The 20,492-nt window shown below is 42.5% G+C and carries 17 protein-coding genes and 1 pseudogene; 11 read left to right on the forward strand and 7 right to left on the reverse strand.

The features are described 5' to 3' along the window. The first annotated feature begins 248 nt into the window (after positions 1–248). The 10 genes from JI65_RS14475 to pnp all read left to right on the forward strand — a co-directional run bounded on the left by JI65_RS14475 (position 249) and on the right by pnp (position 11,171). Complete coding sequence (locus JI65_RS14475; protein ID WP_191017872.1) at positions 249–617, forward strand: hypothetical protein; 369 nt, start codon at positions 249–251, stop codon at positions 615–617. A 71-nt stretch (positions 618–688) separates the two neighbouring features. Continuing rightward, positions 689–817, forward strand: a complete 129-nt coding sequence (locus JI65_RS17600) for a hypothetical protein (RefSeq protein ID WP_277950606.1) — start codon at positions 689–691, stop codon at positions 815–817. A gap of 44 nt (positions 818–861) precedes the next feature. Further along, complete coding sequence (locus tag JI65_RS14480) at positions 862–1,374, forward strand: hypothetical protein (protein ID WP_191017873.1); 513 nt, start codon at positions 862–864, stop codon at positions 1,372–1,374. A gap of 270 nt (positions 1,375–1,644) precedes the next feature. Continuing rightward, positions 1,645–2,136, forward strand: coding sequence for an LSm family protein (locus JI65_RS14485; RefSeq protein ID WP_191017875.1), 492 nt, complete (start codon positions 1,645–1,647; stop codon positions 2,134–2,136). Between the two features lie 25 nt (positions 2,137–2,161). Then, positions 2,162–3,661, forward strand: coding sequence for a transcription termination factor NusA (gene nusA / locus JI65_RS14490; protein ID WP_191017877.1), 1,500 nt, complete (start codon positions 2,162–2,164; stop codon positions 3,659–3,661). 8 nt (positions 3,662–3,669) lie between these two features. Next, entirely contained in the window at positions 3,670–6,357 is a 2,688-nt protein-coding gene (gene infB / locus JI65_RS14495) for a translation initiation factor IF-2 (protein WP_191017878.1), read from the forward strand. A gap of 111 nt (positions 6,358–6,468) precedes the next feature. Then, on the forward strand, positions 6,469–6,879 hold the full coding sequence (gene rbfA, locus JI65_RS14500; RefSeq protein WP_191017880.1) for a 30S ribosome-binding factor RbfA: 411 nt from the start codon (positions 6,469–6,471) through the stop codon (positions 6,877–6,879). Continuing rightward, positions 6,863–8,749, forward strand: coding sequence for a tRNA pseudouridine(55) synthase TruB (gene truB / locus JI65_RS14505; RefSeq protein WP_191017881.1), 1,887 nt, complete (start codon positions 6,863–6,865; stop codon positions 8,747–8,749). The genes rbfA and truB overlap by 17 nt, the downstream gene beginning before the upstream one ends. A gap of 38 nt (positions 8,750–8,787) precedes the next feature. Beyond that, positions 8,788–9,057 (forward strand): 30S ribosomal protein S15, encoded by a 270-nt coding sequence (gene rpsO, locus JI65_RS14510; protein ID WP_191017882.1) that lies wholly within the window; start codon positions 8,788–8,790, stop codon positions 9,055–9,057. 14 nt (positions 9,058–9,071) lie between these two features. Next, positions 9,072–11,171: a polyribonucleotide nucleotidyltransferase gene (gene pnp / locus JI65_RS14515; protein ID WP_191017883.1), complete on the forward strand. Its 2,100-nt coding sequence runs from the start codon at positions 9,072–9,074 to the stop codon at positions 11,169–11,171. A 194-nt stretch (positions 11,172–11,365) separates the two neighbouring features. Here pnp and JI65_RS14520 read toward each other — a convergent pair whose 3' ends face one another. The 7 genes and pseudogenes from JI65_RS14520 to JI65_RS14545 all read right to left on the reverse strand — a co-directional run bounded on the left by JI65_RS14520 (position 11,366) and on the right by JI65_RS14545 (position 18,069). Further along, positions 11,366–12,214 carry a 23S rRNA (adenine(2030)-N(6))-methyltransferase RlmJ gene (locus JI65_RS14520; RefSeq protein WP_191017884.1) on the reverse strand — a complete coding sequence of 283 codons (849 nt, stop codon included), beginning with the start codon at positions 12,212–12,214 and terminating at the stop codon, positions 11,366–11,368. Positions 12,215–12,244: 30 nt separating this feature from the next. Beyond that, positions 12,245–13,990 carry an NAD(+) synthase gene (locus tag JI65_RS14525; protein WP_277950607.1) on the reverse strand — a complete coding sequence of 582 codons (1,746 nt, stop codon included), beginning with the start codon at positions 13,988–13,990 and terminating at the stop codon, positions 12,245–12,247. Positions 13,991–14,090: 100 nt separating this feature from the next. Next, positions 14,091–14,246 (reverse strand): annotated as a pseudogene (locus tag JI65_RS17605) (hypothetical protein); the annotation flags it as partial. A 307-nt stretch (positions 14,247–14,553) separates the two neighbouring features. Continuing rightward, entirely contained in the window at positions 14,554–16,332 is a 1,779-nt protein-coding gene (locus JI65_RS14530; RefSeq protein WP_191017885.1) for a hypothetical protein, read from the reverse strand. A gap of 71 nt (positions 16,333–16,403) precedes the next feature. Further along, entirely contained in the window at positions 16,404–17,003 is a 600-nt protein-coding gene (locus tag JI65_RS14535) for an outer membrane lipoprotein-sorting protein (protein WP_191017889.1), read from the reverse strand. After that, the gene (locus JI65_RS14540) at positions 16,904–17,230 is read right to left on the reverse strand and encodes a LolA-like protein (RefSeq protein ID WP_191017886.1); all 327 of its coding nucleotides are present in this window, start codon (positions 17,228–17,230) and stop codon (positions 16,904–16,906) included. The genes JI65_RS14535 and JI65_RS14540 overlap by 100 nt, the downstream gene beginning before the upstream one ends. Further along, positions 17,230–18,069: an outer membrane lipoprotein-sorting protein gene (locus JI65_RS14545; RefSeq protein ID WP_191017887.1), complete on the reverse strand. Its 840-nt coding sequence runs from the start codon at positions 18,067–18,069 to the stop codon at positions 17,230–17,232. The genes JI65_RS14540 and JI65_RS14545 overlap by 1 nt, the downstream gene beginning before the upstream one ends. Before the next feature lie 277 nt (positions 18,070–18,346). Between JI65_RS14545 and JI65_RS14550 the strand changes: the two genes are divergently transcribed. Beyond that, positions 18,347–20,428, forward strand: coding sequence for a methyl-accepting chemotaxis protein (locus JI65_RS14550; RefSeq protein ID WP_191017888.1), 2,082 nt, complete (start codon positions 18,347–18,349; stop codon positions 20,426–20,428). Positions 20,429–20,492 lie beyond the last annotated feature (64 nt).

A 20,492-nucleotide genomic window follows, 5' to 3' on the forward strand; every position in this document is an offset into this window, starting at 1 on the left:
GCATCTCATTTTATGAAAACTAAAAAAACGACTCCAAAAATCATAGAACTTTGAGCTACGGTAAAGTGTTCGTGTTCCCCCAAATCGTGATTTGTAGAAAGCGCAAAAAATCCGCGTTTCCTATGAAGTGCGCAAACTTGGCATAATTATGCTTTTTTTATGTATGCCAAGTTGCTTTGCAAATAACAGGACGCATAAATAATGTTACAGATTCATGGAAACGAAATATAAACGGAGATTTCTAATATATGAAAAAACGATATTTAATTTTTCCAATCATAATTCTATTTCTTTTATTTGCTTTAAAAGATTTTTGGTGCCTACGAGTAAAAATATCGGAGCGTAGTTATATTCAACAGGTTCCTTTTACGAAAAACTATGTATTAAACTCTAAAAATCAAGGAAAACTTGTAGGGTATGTTTATGAATGGAAGTTTTCTAGCCCGTATCTGTATGGAAGCGACTTTTTCGACAATTACTTTTTAGCTAATGAAATAACTGGGACAGTAAAAATGTATAAAAACCTTCATGATTTCTATGTTGATTTAGATAAATATGGACTTGCTTATACTATGGATAACTGCACCAGGGTAATAGATTTCACGATGATTAATTAGTTTTGGATTGTTAACCGTAAAAAAACTGAAAAACTCTCTGCCTTATGTCATAATAAAGTGCGGAAGCTACTATGGGTGAAGCCTTATTGGAAATGTATGCCACAATGACGGCAGCCGATCAGAAAGAATTGTATGATTTTGCCCTGTTTATAGTTTCTAGGCGTGAGCGAACAAAAAATACGCCAATCTCGGATTATTAATATTCCAAGATGGGATAATACAAGAAATCGTTTTGAGGAGAATCATGAAGAATTTAATTTGTTTTGGCATAATTATGCTTTTGGCAATGAATTGTTCATATGCTCAAAATATTGAAGTTGTAAATAAAAATGAGCTAGTTACCAACAATTTTAAGACAGATTTAGAATTATTGGTAAATTTTAATCCAAGCCAAAGTGGAAAAATGATTTTTTCAGAATCAGCCGACAATATTGAAATAAACTCTATTTATGCGGATGGGGATGAAATTATTGGAACAGAGTTTGATGATGAAATTACGGCAGAAAAAATTTCCAAAATAACATCTAATGAAAGACGTCTTTTAAGGCTGCTGTATTCGGCAGATTTTGAAGCTTGGATTTTATTTGCCTATAACTATGATAATGATGAATTAATATTAAAGAGCTATGCTATACCTGTAAAAGCAAAATGTATCGAAGTCAATTACTCGATACACTACATAACAGAAATCACTGAAGATGGAGATTATATACTCGAAAATAGTAAAATTTTTAATCAGATTTTTTATTTGCGATAACATGCAGAAAAAATATTATTGAAAGCTTGTAGGATAATTCTGTATGGGAGTGCAAGTATCATATAGTGTGGATTCCGAAATGCAGGAGACCTGCAGCCGCGGTAATTGTTCCTAAGAAAAATCGAATACTAAAAAATCCACTTGACAATATGACTTTTATTCCTTAACATATCTATAACATTTTAATATTGATTTATTTAAATGGACTCGTTGCAACGAGTCCATTTTTATTTAATTCGTTATCATTATTTTTTTTATAAACAGGAAGTTATGGAATATATACCATTAAGTTCTTTTAAGTATTACACGGAATGTGAGGAGCTTGTCAGTTCGCTTGGTTATCATCTTGTTGAATTGAAAATCTCACCTCAGAAGGGTGTTGTACAGATTCTTGCGGTAATTACTGCGGCTGATGCAACTTCGAATATTGGCGTTAACGATTGCTCGAAAGTGCATCGTCTTCTTCTCGAAAAAATCGAGGCTCTTCTTGGACACGACAACACTTATATGGAACTTACTTCTCCAGGTCTTGAGAGAAATATTAAGAACGCTGCTGAATTCCAGTTCTTTGTTGGCCGGGAAATAAGAGTTTTTAGTCGTAGCGCGTCAGATTGGATTGGCGGAAAACTTGTTGGGGCTGATGATAAATCCGTTACCCTTGAAGTCGTTTCGGAGGCGGACAAAACTGCTGATTCAGCTCCTGCAGAAACAAAGACTGTACTTTTTGACGACATCGCAAAAGCAAAATTTATTCACTTATAATTATACCTAATGGGGGGACAAGAAAATGTCTGAAATGGCAAATGCAATCCGCGAATTGACAGAAGAACGCGGGTGTTCACTGGAATCAGTCAAATTAACTATCGAAAATTCAATAAAGGCTGCTTATAAAAGAACTTTTGGAACTGCAGACAACTGTGTTGTAAAATTTGCACCTGATATGTCAGATGTTTTGGTTTATTCAAAAAAGACCATCGTTGACGGTGTTTACGACCCTGTAACCGAAATCGAACTTGAAGATGCGTTAAAGCTCAGCTCTGAGTGTGAACTTGGCGACGAAATTGAAATCCTCGTTGACCCTAAAGGCTTTGACCGTTCGGCGGTATCAACTGGAAAACAGACTGCTCACCAGGGCTTGAACGAGAGCTTTAAAGACCGATTGTACAATGAATACAAAGACAAAATCGGCGAAATCGTAATTGGATACTATCAGCGTGAGCACAACGGAAATATTTTCGTTGATTTGGGAAAGCGCGAGTCTGTTGAAGGTTACTTGCCGCTAAAATATCAGAGCCAGCGCGAGCATTACGATAAAAATGACAGAATCAAGGCTTTGATTGTTGACATCAAAAAAATTTCCTCTGGCTTGCAGCTCGTTCTGAGCCGAAGCGATTCAAAATTCGTTCAGAAGTGTATTGAGCTTGAGGTTGCGGAACTTGCCGACAAGACAATCGAAATTCACAAAATCGTTCGTGATGCTGGCTACAGGACTAAGATTGCCGTAAAATCAAATCGCGAGGACGTTGATCCAGTTGGTGCTTGCGTTGGTTTGAAGGGAACCCGAATCCAGAACGTTATTCATGAGCTTATGGGCGAGAAAATCGACGTTCTCAAATATGATGATGACCCGACTGTGTTCATCAAGAATGCTCTTTCTCCTGCAAAGGTCGAGAAAGTCATTATTCTTGACGAGTCTAAAAAACAGGCCCTTGCGGTCGTTACGGAAGACGAGTTCTCGATTGCAATCGGAAAATCTGGACAGAACGTTCGTCTTGCAAACCGTTTGTGCGACTGGAGCATCGACGTTAAGACTGAAGCTCAGTTTGCCGAACTTGATTTGTCAGAAATCAGCACAAGAAAAGCTGCCGAGTCTCTCTTTGAGGGCGGAAACGTTGCTTCGGAAGACGGCGAGTCAGTTGCTGGTGAAAACGAGACTCCGGAAGAAATCACATCTGTATCTGAACTTCCTGGCGTGGACAGCAAAGTTGCTGAAATCTTGAAGAGTGCCGGATTCGATGATATTGAAAAATTTGTCGAAGGCTACGAAAATGGTGATGTGCAGAAACTTGAGGGGCTTACGCTCGAAGAAATTGAAAATGTAAGCAAAGTTATTCATAATACTGTAGAATTTGTTGAGGAAGAAAATTCTTCTGATGCCTCTGAAAATCAGGTTGAAGAAGAGGAAGAAGAATATTTCTGCCCTGAATGTGGAGCTAAAATTACACTCGATATGACACAGTGTCCAAACTGTGGTGTAGAATTCGAGTTTGAAGAGGATGAGGAATAGAAAATAGTATGGCAGAAGAAGAGAAAAAAACAGAAAAACCAGAGTTTGTCTTGACAAAAAAGAAGGCTGAAAATCCTGCTCCTAAAAATGAAGGTGCTGGAAAACCTGCGCCTAAAACTGGTTTGGAAAAGAAAAAGGTTGTCGTCGTAAAAAAGAAACCGGCTCAAAAAAATGATTCGGTCGAAAAGTCGCATGAAAAAGTTCATCCGGTTGTAAAGAATTCGGGTGCGTCTGCGGCTCAGTCTTCCGTTCCTCCAAAAAATCCTGCTGCAAACTCGACTGCTCCACAAGAGGCTGCTAGTAAGACAGAGAATCGCCCAAAACAGCAGAAAACTTTCGAGATTAATTCTGCTCGCCCGAATGTAAAGGCCGGAAATCTTTCTGACCGCCCGAAGAATAATTATCGTGGCGGCTACGGAAACCGTGAGGGCGGATACAATAACGGTGGTTACAACCGACAAGGGGGCGGTCAGCGTCGCGAGGGCGGATTTACTGGCACTCAGGCTCGCGAGAACTATCAGAACCGCGAGCGCGACGGAAACCGACAGGGCGGCTATCAGGGAAACCGACAGGGCGGATACCAGGGAAATCGTCAGGGAAATTTTCAGGGAAACCGACAGGGAAACTTTCAGGGCGGAAACCGTGGGCAAAACGGCGGAAGACCTGGCTTTGGCGGACCTAGACCTGGATTCGGCGGAAGGCCTGGCTTTGGTGGCGGTGCTCCGGCTAGTCCGATTCCTGCACCGACTACGAACAAAAAACAGTTCAAAGGAAAAACAAAGCAGGTTTATAACAATCGAAAAGATAAAGAGGAACTTTTTGACGAGGAGGAGCTTTACAAAAAGAAGCAGACAACTCCTGCGAGCGTAGTTCCAAAATCAATCGATATTATGGAAACAATTTCTGTTTCCGATCTCGCTAAAAAGATGAATCTCAAGGCGAGCGACATTATTGCCAAGCTCATGGGCATGGGAATGATGGTCACAATCAACCAGTCAATCGACAGTGATACAGCTACAATCGTTGCTGACGAGTATGGTTGTGAGGTTCACCTCGTAAGTCTTTACGACGAGACTGTAATCGAGAGCGACAAAGGAAACGAGGAATCTTATCAGGTTCGTCCTCCAATCGTTACGGTTATGGGACACGTTGACCACGGTAAGACAAAGACACTCGACGCTATTCGAAAGACAAACGTTGCTGCGGGCGAGGCTGGTGGAATCACTCAGAAAATCGGTGCTTATCAGGTTAAGACTGCTAAGGGCGTAATCACATTCCTTGATACACCAGGTCACGAGGCATTCACAATGATGCGTGCCCGTGGTGCACAGATTACGGATATCGTAGTTCTCGTAGTTGCGGCTGATGATGGCGTTATGCCTCAGACTCTCGAAGCTTTGAGCCACGCAAAGGACGCAAAAGTTCCGATTATCGTTGCCGTTAACAAAGTTGATAAACCTGACGCAAACCCAGACCGCGTAATGACTCAGCTCTCTGAGCAGGGGCTTACACCAGAGGAATGGGGTGGCGACACTCAGTACGTTAAGATTTCTGCTCTCAAAGGCATGGGGATCGACGACCTTCTCGACGCAATTCTCTTGCAGGCAGAGGTTCTTGAGCTTAAAGCTCCGTTCGACACTCGTGCGGAAGGTAAGATTATTGAGTCTCGCGTTGATCAGGGACGTGGTGTTATCGCTTCTGTTGTCGTTCAGTCTGGAACGCTCCGTATTGGAGACCCGTTCGTTGCGGGAATCTACTCTGGCCGTGTTCGAGCTATGTTCAACGACAGAGGAGAGCGTGTTTCTGAGGCTTTGCCAAGTATGCCTGTTGAGGTTCTTGGTCTTGAGGCAATGCCGAATGCCGGGGATCCTTTCCAGGTTACAGAGAGCGAAAAAGACGCACGTGCGATTTCTGTTAAGCGACAGGAACTTAAACGATTTGAGGATGCGAAGGCTGTTAAGAAAGTTACACTCGACAACCTTTACTCTACGATTGAGGCAAGCGAAGTCAAAGAGTTTAAAGTTATCATCAAGGCTGATTTGCAGGGGTCTGCAGAGGCTCTCAAATCTTCTCTCGAAAAACTTTCTACTCCAGAGATTCGCCTTAATGTTATCCATTCATCTGCAGGTGCAATCAACGAATCTGACGTTACCCTTGCTGCTGCCGATGAGAACGCGATTATTATCGGATTCAACGTTCGTCCTACTCCAAAGGCAAAATTGCTTGCCGATCAGGAAAAGGTCGAAATCCGCAAATACAACGTTATTTACAAATGTGTCGAAGAAATTACCGCCGCAATGGAAGGTATGCTCAAACCAGACACCAAAGAAGAAGTTATTGGACAGGTTGAGGTTCGAAACACTTTCCGTGTACCAAAAGTTGGCGTTATTGCCGGATGTTACGTTACCGAAGGTTTGGTTAAACGCTCAAGCAGCGTAAACCTTATCCGCGAGGGCGTCGTAAAATTCACTGGAAAGATTTCTTCTCTCAAACGTTTCAAGGACGATGTTAAAGAAGTCGCTTACGGCTTTGAATGTGGTATTGGTCTTGAAAACTGGCAGGATATTCAGGAAGGCGATGTTCTTGAAATCTTCGAATATGTTGAGGTTGCACGAAAACTCGGCGATTCAATCGCAAAAGAAAAGGAAGCTGCAAAGGCTGAGGGTTCTTCTGAAACTGAATCTACAGAGGCGTAAGGCAATCTGAATCGTTGGGGCTGATTAAAAAACGGTGATTGAGCGTTGAAAAATCACCACGTGATATAATATCAGCCCCCATTTTTTTTATTTTATAGGATATAAACACTGATGGGTGAATTTAGAATGCTTCGGCTCGGCGAGCAAATCCGTGAGGAAATCTCCCAGCTGATTATGCGACAAAATATAAAAGACCCTCGCGTTTCAACTTTTCTTTCTATAAATAGGGTTGAGGTTGCAAGAGATCTTGCGTACGCGAAGGTTTATGTCTCAAGTTTTATGAATGAGTCTCAGGTAAAAAAAGGCGTTGAAGGGCTTAACAGCGCGGCTGGGTTCATTCAGTCTTCGATTGCAAAAAAACTTACGATTCGTCAGTTTCCAAAGTTGACGTTCGTTGTTGACACAAGCATGAAGGAAGGCTTTGACATGGTTAACAAACTTACCAGACTCGAAGCCGAGGAAAAAGCCCTGCATAAAGACGAGGTTTCATCTGAATCCGACAAAAATGAAAAAGAAGACTAATGATGACGAAAGCGGAATTTTGCTTCTCGCAAAAAAAAGCGGTAAAACGAGTTTCTCGTCCCTGTCTTCTGTAAAACATGCTTTGGGAACGGGGAAGGTCGGCCACACCGGAACGCTCGACTCATTTGCAGACGGGCTTCTTGTTGTGCTGACAGGAAAACTCACACACCTCGTTCCTCATATCACTGGTTTTAGCAAAACTTATCTTGCTTTGATAGAATTCGGTTCTGAGACCGATACGCTGGATCCGACTGGCCATGTCGTAAAAACTGGAGAAATTCCTTCGGAAGAAGATGTTCGTGCTTCCCTTGAAAAATTCACGGGAACGATTGACCAAATTCCTCCTCTTTACAGTGCACTCCACGTTAACGGAAAAAGGGCCAGCGATTTGGCGCGGGAGGGTAAAATTGCTGAAATTCCTGCAAGAAAAATAACGATTCATTCAATTTTTCTTCTCGATTTTTACGAAAAATATGCGTTAATTGAAGTTCATTGCTCGAAGGGAACGTATATTCGCTCTCTGGCGCGTGACATTGCTGCTGAGTGCGGAACTTGTGCGCATCTTTTGGCATTAAGGCGGACTTCTGTAGGTCCTTTTTCGCTGAAAAATGCCGTTGGCGCGGAGTCTCTTGAAAAATTCACGATTTCTGCGATTCTGGCCAGAAAAGATAAACTTGAAAATCCAGTTGATGAAAAAATTGATTTTGATGATGAGAAGAATCGTTTGCTTCGGCTGAACGAACATCTTGCGATTCAGAATGCACTTTTGCCAATGACGGCGGAACTTTCGGAGCTTTGTGGGCTTAGCGCGGTGATTCTGAATGAGAATTTTGTTGATTCTTACAGAAACGGCAGACCGCTGACGCAAAAATCCTTTGATTTTTCGGATTCTGCCCCGGATGACGGTGAGCTTGCGGTTTTTTATCCAGACCGGCGTTTTGCGGGAATCGTCCAAAAAAAAGGGCGTCGTTTTTCTTATGGCTTTGTGATTCCTCCTCGCCCTCGGTTTTGCGTGTATTCCTGGGACGATGTGGTTTCTGGCAAATTCTGCAAAAAATATTTGGAACAAGGTACGGCCCTTACAATCGGAAGTTTTGACGGCCCCCATATAGGGCACAACGAATTGTTTGAGTCGGTGCTTTCAAAGCGGAAGTGCGCGAATCCTCTGGTTCCCGGGGTAATCACTTTTAAAAAATCTTTGCGAGGTTTTAAGCATCCCGACACTTATGCCGGCGACGTTGCTTCTCTTTCTCAAAGGCTTGCCGCGATTGAGGCGAAGGGCTTTGCATTTGCGGTGGTTATTGACTTTTCTCCAGAATTCGGTAAAATAATTGGCACTGATTTTTTATCTATGCTGATAAAATTCTGTGGAATGAAGTTTCTTGCCGAGGGAAAAGATTTTCATTGCGGCTATAAAAGTTCTACTGATATGGCTCAAATCGAAGAGTTTGGCAATTCTAACGGTTTTGATTTGGAGACAATCGCTCCTGTTTTTTATGGAGAAGAAAAAGTCAGTTCCTCTCGCATACGAAAATGCGTTTTGGATAAAGATTTTAAGTCTGCAAAATATATGCTGGAGCGTCCGTTCATGTTGGACTGCTCTGATTTTGAATGGCAGAAGTCATTCGAAGGCAATAAAAAAATCCTGACTGCTGACGTAAAAGGCGTTCAGGTTGTTCCTCCGAGCGGGGAATACAAAGTTTTGGTAATAATGTCCAGTATTGGGCATAAATCTGGTGAAGCTCATTCAGCTGAGAGCGTCCGTGCATATCGTTCTGATTGTACATTTGAGAATCGTCATCTTCATCTGGCGTTCTCCGATGAATTAATTAGCGGTTTTGTTCGGTCGATTCGGTTCGATGCACAGTAAAATCCAGAAAAATATTTTATTTTTTTAAGGAGTAAGTTATGGCACTTACAAAAGAAACAACAGCATCTCTCGTATCAAGATTTGGTGCAAACGAGGCAGACACAGGAAACACAAAAGTTCAGATTGCAATCCTCACAGAGCGAATTAAACAGCTCACAACTCATTCAAACAACTTCCCAAAAGACACAAGCGCAAAAAGAAGCTTGCTCAAAGTAATTGGTGCTCGCCGTTCGCTTCTTCGCTATCTTCAGAGAAAGGATCTTGCTACATATCGTCAGCTTATCAGTGATCTTGGTCTCCGCAAATAAGCTGGGGTTGACCTATGGTAAATAGAGTTACATATAAAATTGGAAATGAAGAACTGATTCTCGAAACCGGAAAAATCGGTAAGCAGGCTAACGGTTGTGTTTATGCCCAGTTCGGTGGTGCTGCTATCGTTGCTACGGTTTGTGCTTCTAGCGAAGTAAAAGAGGGATTGGACTTCGTTCCAGTTACTGTTGAGTATAACGAAAAATACTACGCAGCTGGAAAAATTCCTGGCGGATTCATTAAGCGTGAAGGACGACCGAAGGATAAGGAGATTTTGGTATCTCGCCTTATCGACCGTCCTATGCGTCCTCTTTTTGAACCTGCATTTGGTCGTGAGATTCAGATTGTTCCGACTTGCGTTTCTTCTGATGGCGTAAATCCACCAGATATTCTTGCGGTAATCGCTTCGTCTGCCGCAGTATCAATTTCTGATATTCCGTTCCACGGACCTGTAGCTGCTTGCCGTGTAGCTTACATTGATAACAATTATGTTATTAATCCTACATTCCAGCAGCAGGAAAAGGCTCAGCTTGAAATCGTCGTAGCCGGAACTAAAGACGGTTTTACAATGGTTGAGGGTGGAGCTAATGAAGTTTCTGAGGATGTAATGCTCGGTGCTCTTGAGCAGGCTCAGGGATTCATTACTGCAATGTGTGAGTTGCAGGAGCAGCTCGTTGCAAAATGCGGAAAAGAGAAATTGCCTTTGGCACCTCTTAACGTAGAACTTGAGAATAAAGATGCGATTATTGCCGAAGCAACACCTCTCTTGGAAAAAGCTTGTTTCCAGGACAGCAAAATTAGCCGTGGAAAAGCAATCGCTGAAGCTAAAAAGCAGGTCGTTGAGAATCATGCAGAGCAGCTTGCTGATGAGATTCAGAAAAAGTTGTTCGATGCTTGTTTCGATGATATTCAGTACAACCTTTTGAGAAAATCTATTCTCGATAAGGGCGTTCGTATTGATGGACGAAAATGCGATGAAATCAGACCTATTACTTGCGAGGTAAACGTTCTTCCGCGTCCGCACGGTTCGGCTCTGTTTACACGTGGTGAAACTCAGTCTTTGGCAGTTTGTACGCTCGGTACTGCGCTCGATGCACAGGTGCTTGATGATATTGATGGCGAGAGAAGCGAGAACTTCATTCTTCATTACAACTTCCCTCCATATTCTGTAGGTGAAGTTGGTCGTTTGACAACTGGTCGCCGTGAAATTGGTCATGGTAACTTGGCTCGTCGTTCACTTGCTCCAATGATTCCTTCGATTTCTGAATTCCCATACACAATTCGTGTTGTTTCAGAAATTATGGAGTCTAACGGTTCATCTTCACAGGCTTCTACTTGTGGTGGCTGTCTTGCTCTTCTTGCAGCTGGTGTACCAATGAAGAAAATGGTTGCCGGAATTGCAATGGGCTTGATTACAGAGGGTGAGCATTACGAGAGATATCAGATTCTTTCTGATATTCTTGGTGAAGAAGATCATCTCGGTGACATGGACTTTAAAGTTGCTGGTACAAAAGACGGTATTACTGGTTTCCAGATGGATATTAAAATCGCCGGTGTTACAACCGAGATTATGAAGAAGGCTTTGGCTCAGGCTAAGGAAGGTCGTCTCCATATCCTTTCTATCATGGAAAAGTGTATCGACAAGCCACAGATTATAAGTCCTTACGCTCCAAAAATCCTTTCTATGAAGATTGCTCCAGATAAGATTGGTGCGCTCATCGGTCCTGGTGGAAAAAACATCAAGGCTCTCTGCGCTCAGTATGGGGTTACAATCAACACAGAGGATGACGGAACTGTTCAGATTTACGGAAAGACTGGAAAATCAGCTGAAGAAGCTCGTCTTGCTGTAAAGGGAATTTGTGAGGATCCAGAGGTTGGAACAATCTACAATGGTACTGTAAAACGTATTATGGAATTCGGTGCGTTCGTAGAAATTCTTCCTGGCAAAGAAGGTCTCTGCCATATTTCTAAGCTCTCTCGACAGAGAGTTGAAAAGGTAACAGACGTTCTTAAAGAGGGTCAGCAGATTCCTGTAAAACTTCTTGAAGTTGATAAGATGGGACGTTTGAACCTTTCTTATATTGACGCTCTTGAAGCTCAGCAGAAAAACTAAGCGTATCGCTGGTAAATAGTTTGACTGAATAAAAAAAACAACGGCTCGGTTTGGGTCGTGTTTTTTGTTTTATAGCAGAGCAGCTTGAAAATTGTCATTCTGAACTTGTTTCAGAATCCGTAATACAAAAGATGCCGAAACATGTTCGTATAACAAACTTGATTTTGTTTTTAATCAACTTTGTTGCAATTTTCCTATTCAGTCAGAATTTTTTTTATGAACGGTATGACTTTTTGCATTTGCTCTTCAAGCTGGTATGGCGGATTTATGATGAACATTCCGCTTCCGTAGAGTGAGGCAAGGCCGGTCATTTCTTCTTCGTTTTTTACTTGCATTTCTAAGTCGAGAGTTTTGCCGTCCAAATCTGGGGCGGAGCAGGCGATTGTCTCTTTCATTGCGGAAATTTCCATTTTGCGGTGTGAGACAAGCGGGTACCAGAGTGCGATTACGCCCACCGGCCATTTTTTGTGGATTTGCGCGATTAACTTTCCGCAGGTTTCGTAGTCTGATTTTTCCTCAAAACTTGGGTCGATTACGCAAAGCCCGCGTTTTATTTCTGGCGGGGTTATGGCGCGTGCAAGTTCGTAGCCGTTCCTGTAGTGGATTTGAGGCTGAGTTTTGAACGTGCGTGCGTTTTCTTTTAATTCCTCGATTGTTTTTGGGTGCAGTTCCGAGAGAATCTGAACGTCGCTTTGCCGCAAAAAAGTGTTCTCAATCAATGGTGATCCAGGGTAGAGTGATTTTTCAAAATATGGTCGCACAATTTTTAGGTACGGTTCAAGGATTTTTATTTCTTCTGAAAATTCACCGTTTTTTTCTGCGTCAGAAATTTTTTTGAGAAACAAGCTGATTCCGTTTTCTGCTTCACCAGTTTTTAGAAGGCGTTCGTCGTTCAAATCATAAATTCCGCTTCCTGCGTGAGTGTCGATTATTGTGAACGGTTTTTCTTTTTTGCAAAGATGCTCCAAAATCAAACTGAGTGTTACGTGTTTTAGAATGTCAGCGTGGTTTCCCGCGTGGAACGAATGAATGTAGCTGAGCATTATTCCTCCGTGCCGATTGATTCGGCTTCTTTAATCCACATTGCACCCGAAGCATCGCTTGGCATTCTCCAGTCGCCACGAGGCGAGAGATTTACCGAACCGACTTTTGCGCTGTCTGGCATACAACTTCGTTTGAATTGCTGTGCGAAGAAACGTTTGTAGAACGATACGAGCCATTTTTTTATTTCTGTGCGTGGATAAGCAAGGTGTTCTTCCTGCTTTATGAATGCACGTTCCGCGAGGAAAAAGTATTTTTTTTGGTGAAAAGCCGAATCGAAGGACATAGTAAAGAAAAAAGTCATGCAATTCATACGGTCCGACGATGCTTTCTGTTTTTTGTGCGATGTTTTTTCCGTCTGGAGGAAGAAGTTCCGGGCTTACAGGGGTGTCGAGGATGTCTTTGAGTACGGATGAAAGTTCTTTGTCTCCGTTGTATTCTGCTTCGTCGGCGAACCACTGAACCAAATAGCGTACGAGCGTTTTGGGAATCGAGCCGTTTACTCCGTACATTGACATGTGGTCGCCGTTATAGGTGGCCCAGCCTAGAGCCTGCTCGCTCAAATCGCCGGTTCCGATTACAAGTCCGCCTGTTTTGTTTGCAACGTCCATAAGCACTTGTGTGCGTTCCCGAGCCTGGCAGTTTTCGTAAGTTACGTCGTGAACGTTTTCGTCGTGCCCGATGTCCTTAAAATGCTGTCGGACTGACTCTGCGATTTTTACTTCGCTTAAAGTCGCTCCCGTTTTTTTTGCGAGAAGACATGCGTTGTTGTAAGTGCGGTCGGTCGTTCCGAAGCAAGGCATTGTGATTGCCTGAATCTGCTTGCGTTCAAGTCCCGTAAGGTCGAATGCGCGGCAAGTTACGAGAAGTGCGAGCGTTGAATCCAATCCGCCGCTCAAGCCGATTACGGCAGATTTTGCGTGCGTGTGGCGGAGTCTTTTTGCAAGTCCCTGTGCCTGTAATTCGATAACTTCGCTGCAGCGCTCGTTTCTTTCTGTTGTGCCTGCAGGAACGAAAGGCGTTCTTGCAATTCTTCGGGTGAAGTTTTCTGGTTCGTCTGTTGACTGATTCAAATTGTCGTTTTCGGATAAGTCAACTAGAATCATCTCGTATTCGTCTCGCAAGTTTGCGGCACAGTCTGCGAAAGTTGTCGTGCGGTATCGTTCGTGCCAGATTCTCTCCAAATCGAAGTCCGCGTACTGAATCGAATTTTCAAAGAGTTTGCTTTCGGCAAGAATCGAGCCGTTTTCTGAAAGTATGCTGTGTCCCGAAAAAACTAAGTCCGTGGTGCTTTCGTCGTTGCCCGCATTTGCGTAAATGTATGCACTCACGGTTTTTGCGCTTTGAGCCGAGACGAGCGTTCTTCTGTAGCTTGCCTTGCCAATGATTTCGTTTGACCCGCTGAGGTTTGCGATTACCGTTGCTCCTGCGAGTGCGTGGTCGGTTGAAGGGGAGTGCGGAACCCAAAGGTCTTCGCAAAGTTCAATTCCGAGCGCGAAAAGTGGGTTACTTGAGTCTTTTATAAGGATTCGTGTTCCGAATGGAACTTTTGGGTTTTCTTTAGAGACAAAAATTGTTTTGTTTTCGCCAAAATCGTAGCATGGCTTAAAGTGCCTGCGCTCGTAGAATTCCGCATAGTTTGGAATGAATGATTTTGGAATTATTGCGAGGATTTTTCCTTTGAAGACAATTGCCGCCGTGTTGTAGAGAGAGGAGCCGTCGCAAATTGGAAGTCCGAGCACGAGGATTGTGTTCAAAGACGCGGTTTTTGAGGCGATATTTTGGAGAGCCTGTACCGCACTGGTTTGGAGCGTTGTCTGTAAAAAAAAGGTCTGAGCAGGTGTAGCCTGTTATGCAAAGTTCTGGAAAAACAACGAGTTTTGCGCTGTTTTTGCTAGCTTCTTCTGCGTTTTTAATTATTTCGATTGCGTTTGTGTCTGTGTCTGCCACAATAAGGTGTGGGGTTGCGCTTGCCGCGCGAAAAAATCCGTATTTCATAATCAGAATGATAAAGCAAAATGAAAAAATTGTCATTCCAAGTGAACTTACCGATGTAAAAATCTATTGGTCGTCCACTGCGGGGTTTCAAAAAATAATGGCTGAGCGGAATTTGTATCTGACTTGCTACGCTCGCACCGCCCAGAATCATTTTTTTGCCCCGCCTCCGTTACCGCCCAATAGATTTTTAATTTGGTGTGTCCATTTGAATATTTCATTTTGTTTCCGTGGGTAGAAGGTGAGAGCGTGCTGGACAAAAAAAGGCTGCCCGATTTTGTTTTTGGGCAGCCTTTTTAAGAATTGTCGTTATGCCGAATTTATTTCGGTGTGACAATGCGATTTATTAGAACTTGTACTGTACAGAAAGCTGTGCGAAAGAAATGTTGTGGTTCTTGTCGTTCTGCTGTGTAAAGTTGTAGAACTGACCGTTCTCGTTGTTAGAGTAGATGTAAGCTCCACGTGCGATGAATGTAAGACCGTCAAAGATGTTGTAAGAAATCTTTGGCTGAACACACCATTCTTTGCATTCGATTCCGTAGATTACTGTACACTCAGTTGTGAGTTTTTCGTAAAGCCATTTGTCGCTTACATTTACAACGAGCTGGTTGTTTGTGTAGTTTCCGTCGGAGTTGTAATCAACATCGTAAGTTTTATAAGCTCCGTCCTCGATTTTATCATTTTTAAGAACGTAACTTCCTGATTCCTGAACGTTGATGTTGAGGTTGTGGATTGGAAGGTCCATATCGAATCCTGCTACCCAGCCGATTGAGTTGTTCTTAATCCACGGATTGTCTCCGGCTGTATCTTCCGTAAGGTTATAAGCGAATTCCCAGCGAGTGTTGAACTTCCAGAGAACGAATGCAGCTTCAAGACCGAATACCTGTACCTGATCATAGTTGAGTGAAGGAAGTTCAAGTTTTTGATTTCCTGTTCCCACATATGTTGAAGCTTCTGCTTGTGCATATTTAGCAATAATAGCTTTTGTTGCCAATGCCTGTGCAGTTGTCTCTGTTGCTTGTCCGGCAGCAATCAAAGCTGCTGCTGTAGTAGCGATTTCTTGATTATGTCTTGTAACAAGTGCATAAAGATATGGAGCATCGTTTGCGTTAAGTTTTGTTGAGTCTGCGAGTACTGTCGCAACTTCTGACTGTATAGCATTTGATATTGAATCAACAAAATTTCCAAGGTTTGCACTTGGCTGTTTGTAGTGACCGTAGTAGTAGCTTGCACCAAAGTCGATTCCGCTGAATGTAGCTGTGAATCTTGCACCTGCCTGACCGTATTTGAGAGTCTTGATGTTGTCCTCGTACAAATTATCTGCAGAGAAAGAAGACATAGTTTGAAGACCGTCAACGATGCCTGCGTAGTCCTGGTTGCCTAATGATGAGCTAAGGTCAATTGCGGCGTTGTGTTTTACGATGCCTGTTACAGTGTTCGTTAAATTTGTCATTGAATATGGTACGAGAACACCGTCGCTTGCAAATCTGTCGGCTGTCATCATTGGAGTGTAAACACCCTCAAGTTTGATGTTTGAGAGGTAGTCGCCTGAGCTTGGGCTTGCGTAAGAAACTTTGAACATTGGTTCAGCGATTCGGCGGTCAATGTAGTCTGGGAAAACGAAGTCTGTGTAGTCGTTTGCGTTAAAGTTGTCGAGTACGTGGAGTTTGTCGCCTTTTCCCCAAACGTTCTTCATTTTGCCGGCTTCAACTTGCCAGTTTCCGAGGTATGAGCGAACAGTAACTTCTTCAAGAACGTCCTCTGGGTTGTCCTTGATTGTTGCCGTGTCAAGCTTCAATTTTCCGTTAAAGTCTGTGCTTGAACCGTTGTAGTTCAAATCGAGTTTAAGGTAACCGTTAGCCTCTGTTCCTGTCTTTGTAGAAACATCGTTTGCGCTCTTGTAACCTTCGTTTGTGTCAATCCATGCGCGAGCGTTTACGCCAGCTTCGCCACTCCATTCGAGTTTTGGCTCAACATAAGCCTCTGCACCGTCCGAGCTTTCTTCTCCGTCTGTGGCTGTTGCGTCGCCAAATCCGAAGTCAGATGCATCCTGTGCGAATGCTGGAACTGCGCTGAGCAATGCTGCAGCAGAAACAGCTCCTAAAATTTTCTTTGTAATTTTCATAAAAAACCTCTTGTTTTGTTCGTTAGGGTATCTCTAAAAAGTTAAATTTTGGATATTTTTGGAGGTTCCCGTTATTTAATCTTTCCTGTTATGAGCCACTGCTGTGTAAAGTAGCTTGTAGAAACTTTCTGATCCCACTTGTAGTCCTTAATCCAAAGGTGAGTTACGCGCTTTGTTTTTTCGTTAACTACGTTTACAGCACGGCGAACCTGGTAAGTACCCTTGATTCCTTTGGTCTGTTCGAGTTTTTCGATGACCATAGTTTTCAGCAGCGTGCCTTTTTTGTCGAAATTCTGGATTTTTACAGGCATGTAAGTCTTTTTGTCGATCCAGTAATGGCGGTAAGCGTATTCAACTTCTTTTGCCTTTGACGGAATCGGAGTTTCCTTGATTTGCCAGCAGTTGTAAGTGAATGAACCAAAGTCCTTGCTGGAAATAGTAACAGAAACGTTTGGATTTACCATTTCATGTTTGTCGTCGGTAATCTTTCGGCGGCCCATGTCGTTGTAAGTGAACTCGCTGCCAACGAACGGTTTTGAGCGGTCTCCCGAACCGATTCGGCGGGTTGTTCTTAAAGATGGAAGATAAACCCACTTGTCATCATCCTTGTTCTTTTTTCTGCCTGCAAGATGCGGGTGTCTTTTACAGATGCAGGTGAACGAAAATCGAATACAGTGTTTTTAAGACCGTTGTCTCCACCACCAATCTGCTTCAATTCGCGGTGCTCAACAATTTTTCCGTTTTCGATAATGTCCATAATGAGCGTTGACTGGCTGTATTCTGGAACGTTCAGATCCAAATATTTAGCCATAACGTCATGTGCTTCATCTGCAAATGCTGCAGAGAATGTTCCGAGGGCAAGTAAAACTGCCAGAGATTTTGAGAGTAACTTTTTCATTATTTAGCCTTTCCTGTTGTCAGCCAGTTCTGTGTGAAATAGCTGTCTGGGATTTTTTTGTCCCATTTGATATTGGTTACAGAAACGCGTGTTTTTCGTCCTGTAATTTCATTTGTAATCAAACAAGAGCGACGAAGTGGATATTTAATTCCTGTTGCGCCAGTTACTGTTTCGACTTTTTCGATGATGAATGTTTTGTAAAGCTTAGAAGTGTCTTTTTTGTCGTAATATTCCATTTTTACTGGAAGATAAGTGTTTTTGTCGATCCAAGAATATCTGTATGAATATTCAACAGTGCTCTTCTTTACTGGTGTAGATTTGATTTTCCAGCAATTGTAAGTTGCTGTTCCGTATTTTGCGCCGTTCGTGTTGCCGTTGATAGTAATGCTTTCGTTTGCGTTTACCATTTCGTGAGTGTCGTCATCAACGTGGCGAATTGACATGTCGTTGTAAGTGAACTCACAGCCAACGAAAGATTTTGAGCGTTCTGATGAAGGAATTCGGCGTGTCTGACGGAGAGAAGGCATGTAAATCCATCTGTCGTCGTCTTTTGCTGTTTTCTCCATTTGAAGAACTCGCGTTCCTTTGCTTTCTTTTGAGGTTACGAATTCAAAAACCGTGTTGATAAGCCCGTTTTTTCTGTTGCCGTACTGCATCATAACCTGATGGTCTACTTTTCCGCTTTTTTCAATAACGTCAAGGTTCATCTGGGATTCTGAGTAGTCCGGTGCCTTAAGCGTTGAGAATTTCTTCATAACGTCATAAGCTTCGTCTGCAAACGCATATGAAGAGATTGTCAGTGCAAATGCCATAGGGGCAAGAAGTTTGGTTAATTTCATATGTACTCCTTATTTAATATAACGAAAACTTTTTCTAGAGTATAACACAAGGTTTTATTTTGTTCATGCACTTTTGGCCATAATCTGTAAAAAAACCTAAAAATATCTTAATATTTTTTTTATGAAAAGCACTGATAAAAAATATATTTTATGATATAATAGAAAGGAAAACGTATTACCAATTGGGAGTCTGTTTATGAAGTTTAGAAAAAAAGTTTCAGCGAAAAAACAAGAGGGTACACAAAAATTAAAAGTTCCGTCACGGTCTGAACTAAATATGAAAAGAATTCATTCAATTGCATTCCGTGTAATCATCGGAATCACAGCGATGACTACAATTCTGCTTGTTGGCTTAGGAATTACGATTTTTAGGCAAGTCAAAGTCGTTAATGAAATTCAGTTCACGGAACGTCTTTCTAACACCCAGCACCTTATGGACGAGGTTTTGTATTCCTATTTTGTGGGATTGGACAAAACCGTAAATCTTCTTGCCAATGCCGGCGATGAAGATGCAGATTTGGTTTTTGACCTTGCGGGAAAAATCAAAGAGAGTAACGAGCATATCGTTGCTGCCGGTGTTGTTTATGATGACGGTGAAATCGTAAGTTTTCCTGAGAACAGCATTGTTGAATCTGACAAAGAGTTGTGGTACGACCGTGCTCTGGAAAACGATCCGAAAATTACATATTTTTCACCGCTCTACAAAAAGGCTGACGGTCAAATCGTAGTTGCCGGTGCGCAGACGATTTATGACGAGAACGGTTCGGTTCTTGGTGTTGCTGTTCTTGAAATTGGTGCAGAAATCTTCGTCAATCTTTTTGGTGACGAAACTTCAATGGGTGACATTAAATTCATTTTGATAGACGAAAATAGCAACGTCCTCTTGAATCCTTATTCCGTAAACATTGATTTTAAGAGCTGCGATGAAATGGGAATTGAATCTTTGAAAGGTTACATTCCGGGCAGCTTTGGCATCAGCCAGGAGAAGATTTTTGGAAAAGAGTGGTCTGAGGTTCGAAAAGTTTCTTCCGAAAATGATTTGTACAATGTTGATTATGCGATTATCATTCCGCTTTCGATAATCAATGCGTCTACAAATGCTGTTCTTGCAATCGTTGCGATTGTTCTTGCAATCGGATTTATTTTTTCTGTTGCAATGGCATTTATTATCGCTCATTCGATTACAAAACGACTTTTGCAGGTTACGTTCCTGCTCAAAAATATTTCTCAGGGCGACGGAGACCTTACCGTTCAGATTCCTGTCGGCGTAAAAGACAGGGATGAACTTGGACTTCTTAGCGGTTACTTTAACCTTACGATTAAAAAAATTGCAAATGCAATGAAGAAAATCATTTTGCAGACGGACAATATGCGCTCTCAGAGTGATTCACTTTCTGAAATTATGAACGACTCTGCCGCTGCTATGGAACAGGTTAACGGAAACATTAATAGCGTTCAGGTTCAGATAAAGAATCAGGCTAAGGGTGTTGAGCAGACTAGTGAGTGCATTGTCGATATTGCCGACAACGTTATAAAACTTAACGTAAATGTTGAGAAGCAGGCTCGAAGCGTTGAGATGTCGTCTTCTTCTGTTGAGGAGATGGTTGCCAATATCAATTCTGTAACCGGAATCCTTGAGAAGAATGCCGAGAACGTAAAACAGCTTGCCGATTCCGCTGAGACCGGTCGTAAAATCGTAAAAGAGACTGTAACGACAACTTCTCAGATTGCTGAGGAGTCTGCTGCCTTAATCGAGACTTCTAACATTATTCGTAACCTTGCGAGCCAGACAAACATGCTTGCTATGAACGCGGCTATTGAGGCGGCTCACGCAGGTGCTGCTGGTTCTGGGTTCGCGGTCGTTGCGGATGAAATTCGTAACCTTGCCGAAGATTCTAATAATCAGGGTAAGAAGATTGGCGATGTTATGAAGCATCTTCGCGAGATGATTGTTAGCCTTACAGAGGGCGCACAGAAGATGGAGAAACAGTTCAACGTTATTTTTGAGCACACGCAGACTGTTAACCATCAGGAAAGCGTAATTAAGAGTGCCATGGACGAACAGAGTGCGGGAAGTAAGCAGGTTATCGATGCGATTCATCAAATTAACAGCATTACGAACGACGTTCGTGACAGCGCGACAATAATGGAGCAGGGAAGTAATAGAATTCTTTCTGAGATGACTAAGCTTTCTGCTATTACGACGGAAATTAACGGTGCAATGGAAGAAATTACATCTGGTGTTAACGGATTGAACAATTCTATGCAGAACGTAAATAAACTTACGAAAGAAAGCGTAAAGAGCGTTAAAGGCGTTGCCGACGAACTTGCTAAGTTCAAGGTTGATTCTGAAAACTAACTTTCAAATCACGGCTGTCGTATAGGATAAACTTGTAAGTGCAAAAAATTGTCTGCACTACCGT

It is taken from the genome of Treponema zioleckii (genome assembly GCF_014737315.1).
In the GTDB taxonomy this organism is placed as follows: domain Bacteria; phylum Spirochaetota; class Spirochaetia; order Treponematales; family Treponemataceae; genus Treponema_D; species Treponema_D zioleckii.

Coding starts and splice junctions, on each gene's coding strand:
- JI65_RS14475 (WP_191017872.1), top strand. CDS start 249: ATGAAAAAACGATATTTAATTTTTCCAATCATAATTCTATTTCTTTTA.
- JI65_RS17600 (WP_277950606.1), top strand. CDS start 689: ATGGGTGAAGCCTTATTGGAAATGTATGCCACAATGACGGCAGCCGAT.
- JI65_RS14480 (WP_191017873.1), top strand. CDS start 862: ATGAAGAATTTAATTTGTTTTGGCATAATTATGCTTTTGGCAATGAAT.
- JI65_RS14485 (WP_191017875.1), top strand. CDS start 1,645: ATGGAATATATACCATTAAGTTCTTTTAAGTATTACACGGAATGTGAG.
- nusA (WP_191017877.1), top strand. CDS start 2,162: ATGTCTGAAATGGCAAATGCAATCCGCGAATTGACAGAAGAACGCGGG.
- infB (WP_191017878.1), top strand. CDS start 3,670: ATGGCAGAAGAAGAGAAAAAAACAGAAAAACCAGAGTTTGTCTTGACA.
- rbfA (WP_191017880.1), top strand. CDS start 6,469: ATGGGTGAATTTAGAATGCTTCGGCTCGGCGAGCAAATCCGTGAGGAA.
- truB (WP_191017881.1), top strand. CDS start 6,863: ATGAAAAAGAAGACTAATGATGACGAAAGCGGAATTTTGCTTCTCGCA.
- rpsO (WP_191017882.1), top strand. CDS start 8,788: ATGGCACTTACAAAAGAAACAACAGCATCTCTCGTATCAAGATTTGGT.
- pnp (WP_191017883.1), top strand. CDS start 9,072: ATGGTAAATAGAGTTACATATAAAATTGGAAATGAAGAACTGATTCTC.
- JI65_RS14520 (WP_191017884.1), bottom strand. CDS start 12,214: ATGCTCAGCTACATTCATTCGTTCCACGCGGGAAACCACGCTGACATT.
- JI65_RS14530 (WP_191017885.1), bottom strand. CDS start 16,332: ATGAAAATTACAAAGAAAATTTTAGGAGCTGTTTCTGCTGCAGCATTG.
- JI65_RS14540 (WP_191017886.1), bottom strand. CDS start 17,230: ATGAAAAAGTTACTCTCAAAATCTCTGGCAGTTTTACTTGCCCTCGGA.
- JI65_RS14545 (WP_191017887.1), bottom strand. CDS start 18,069: ATGAAATTAACCAAACTTCTTGCCCCTATGGCATTTGCACTGACAATC.
- JI65_RS14550 (WP_191017888.1), top strand. CDS start 18,347: ATGAAAAGAATTCATTCAATTGCATTCCGTGTAATCATCGGAATCACA.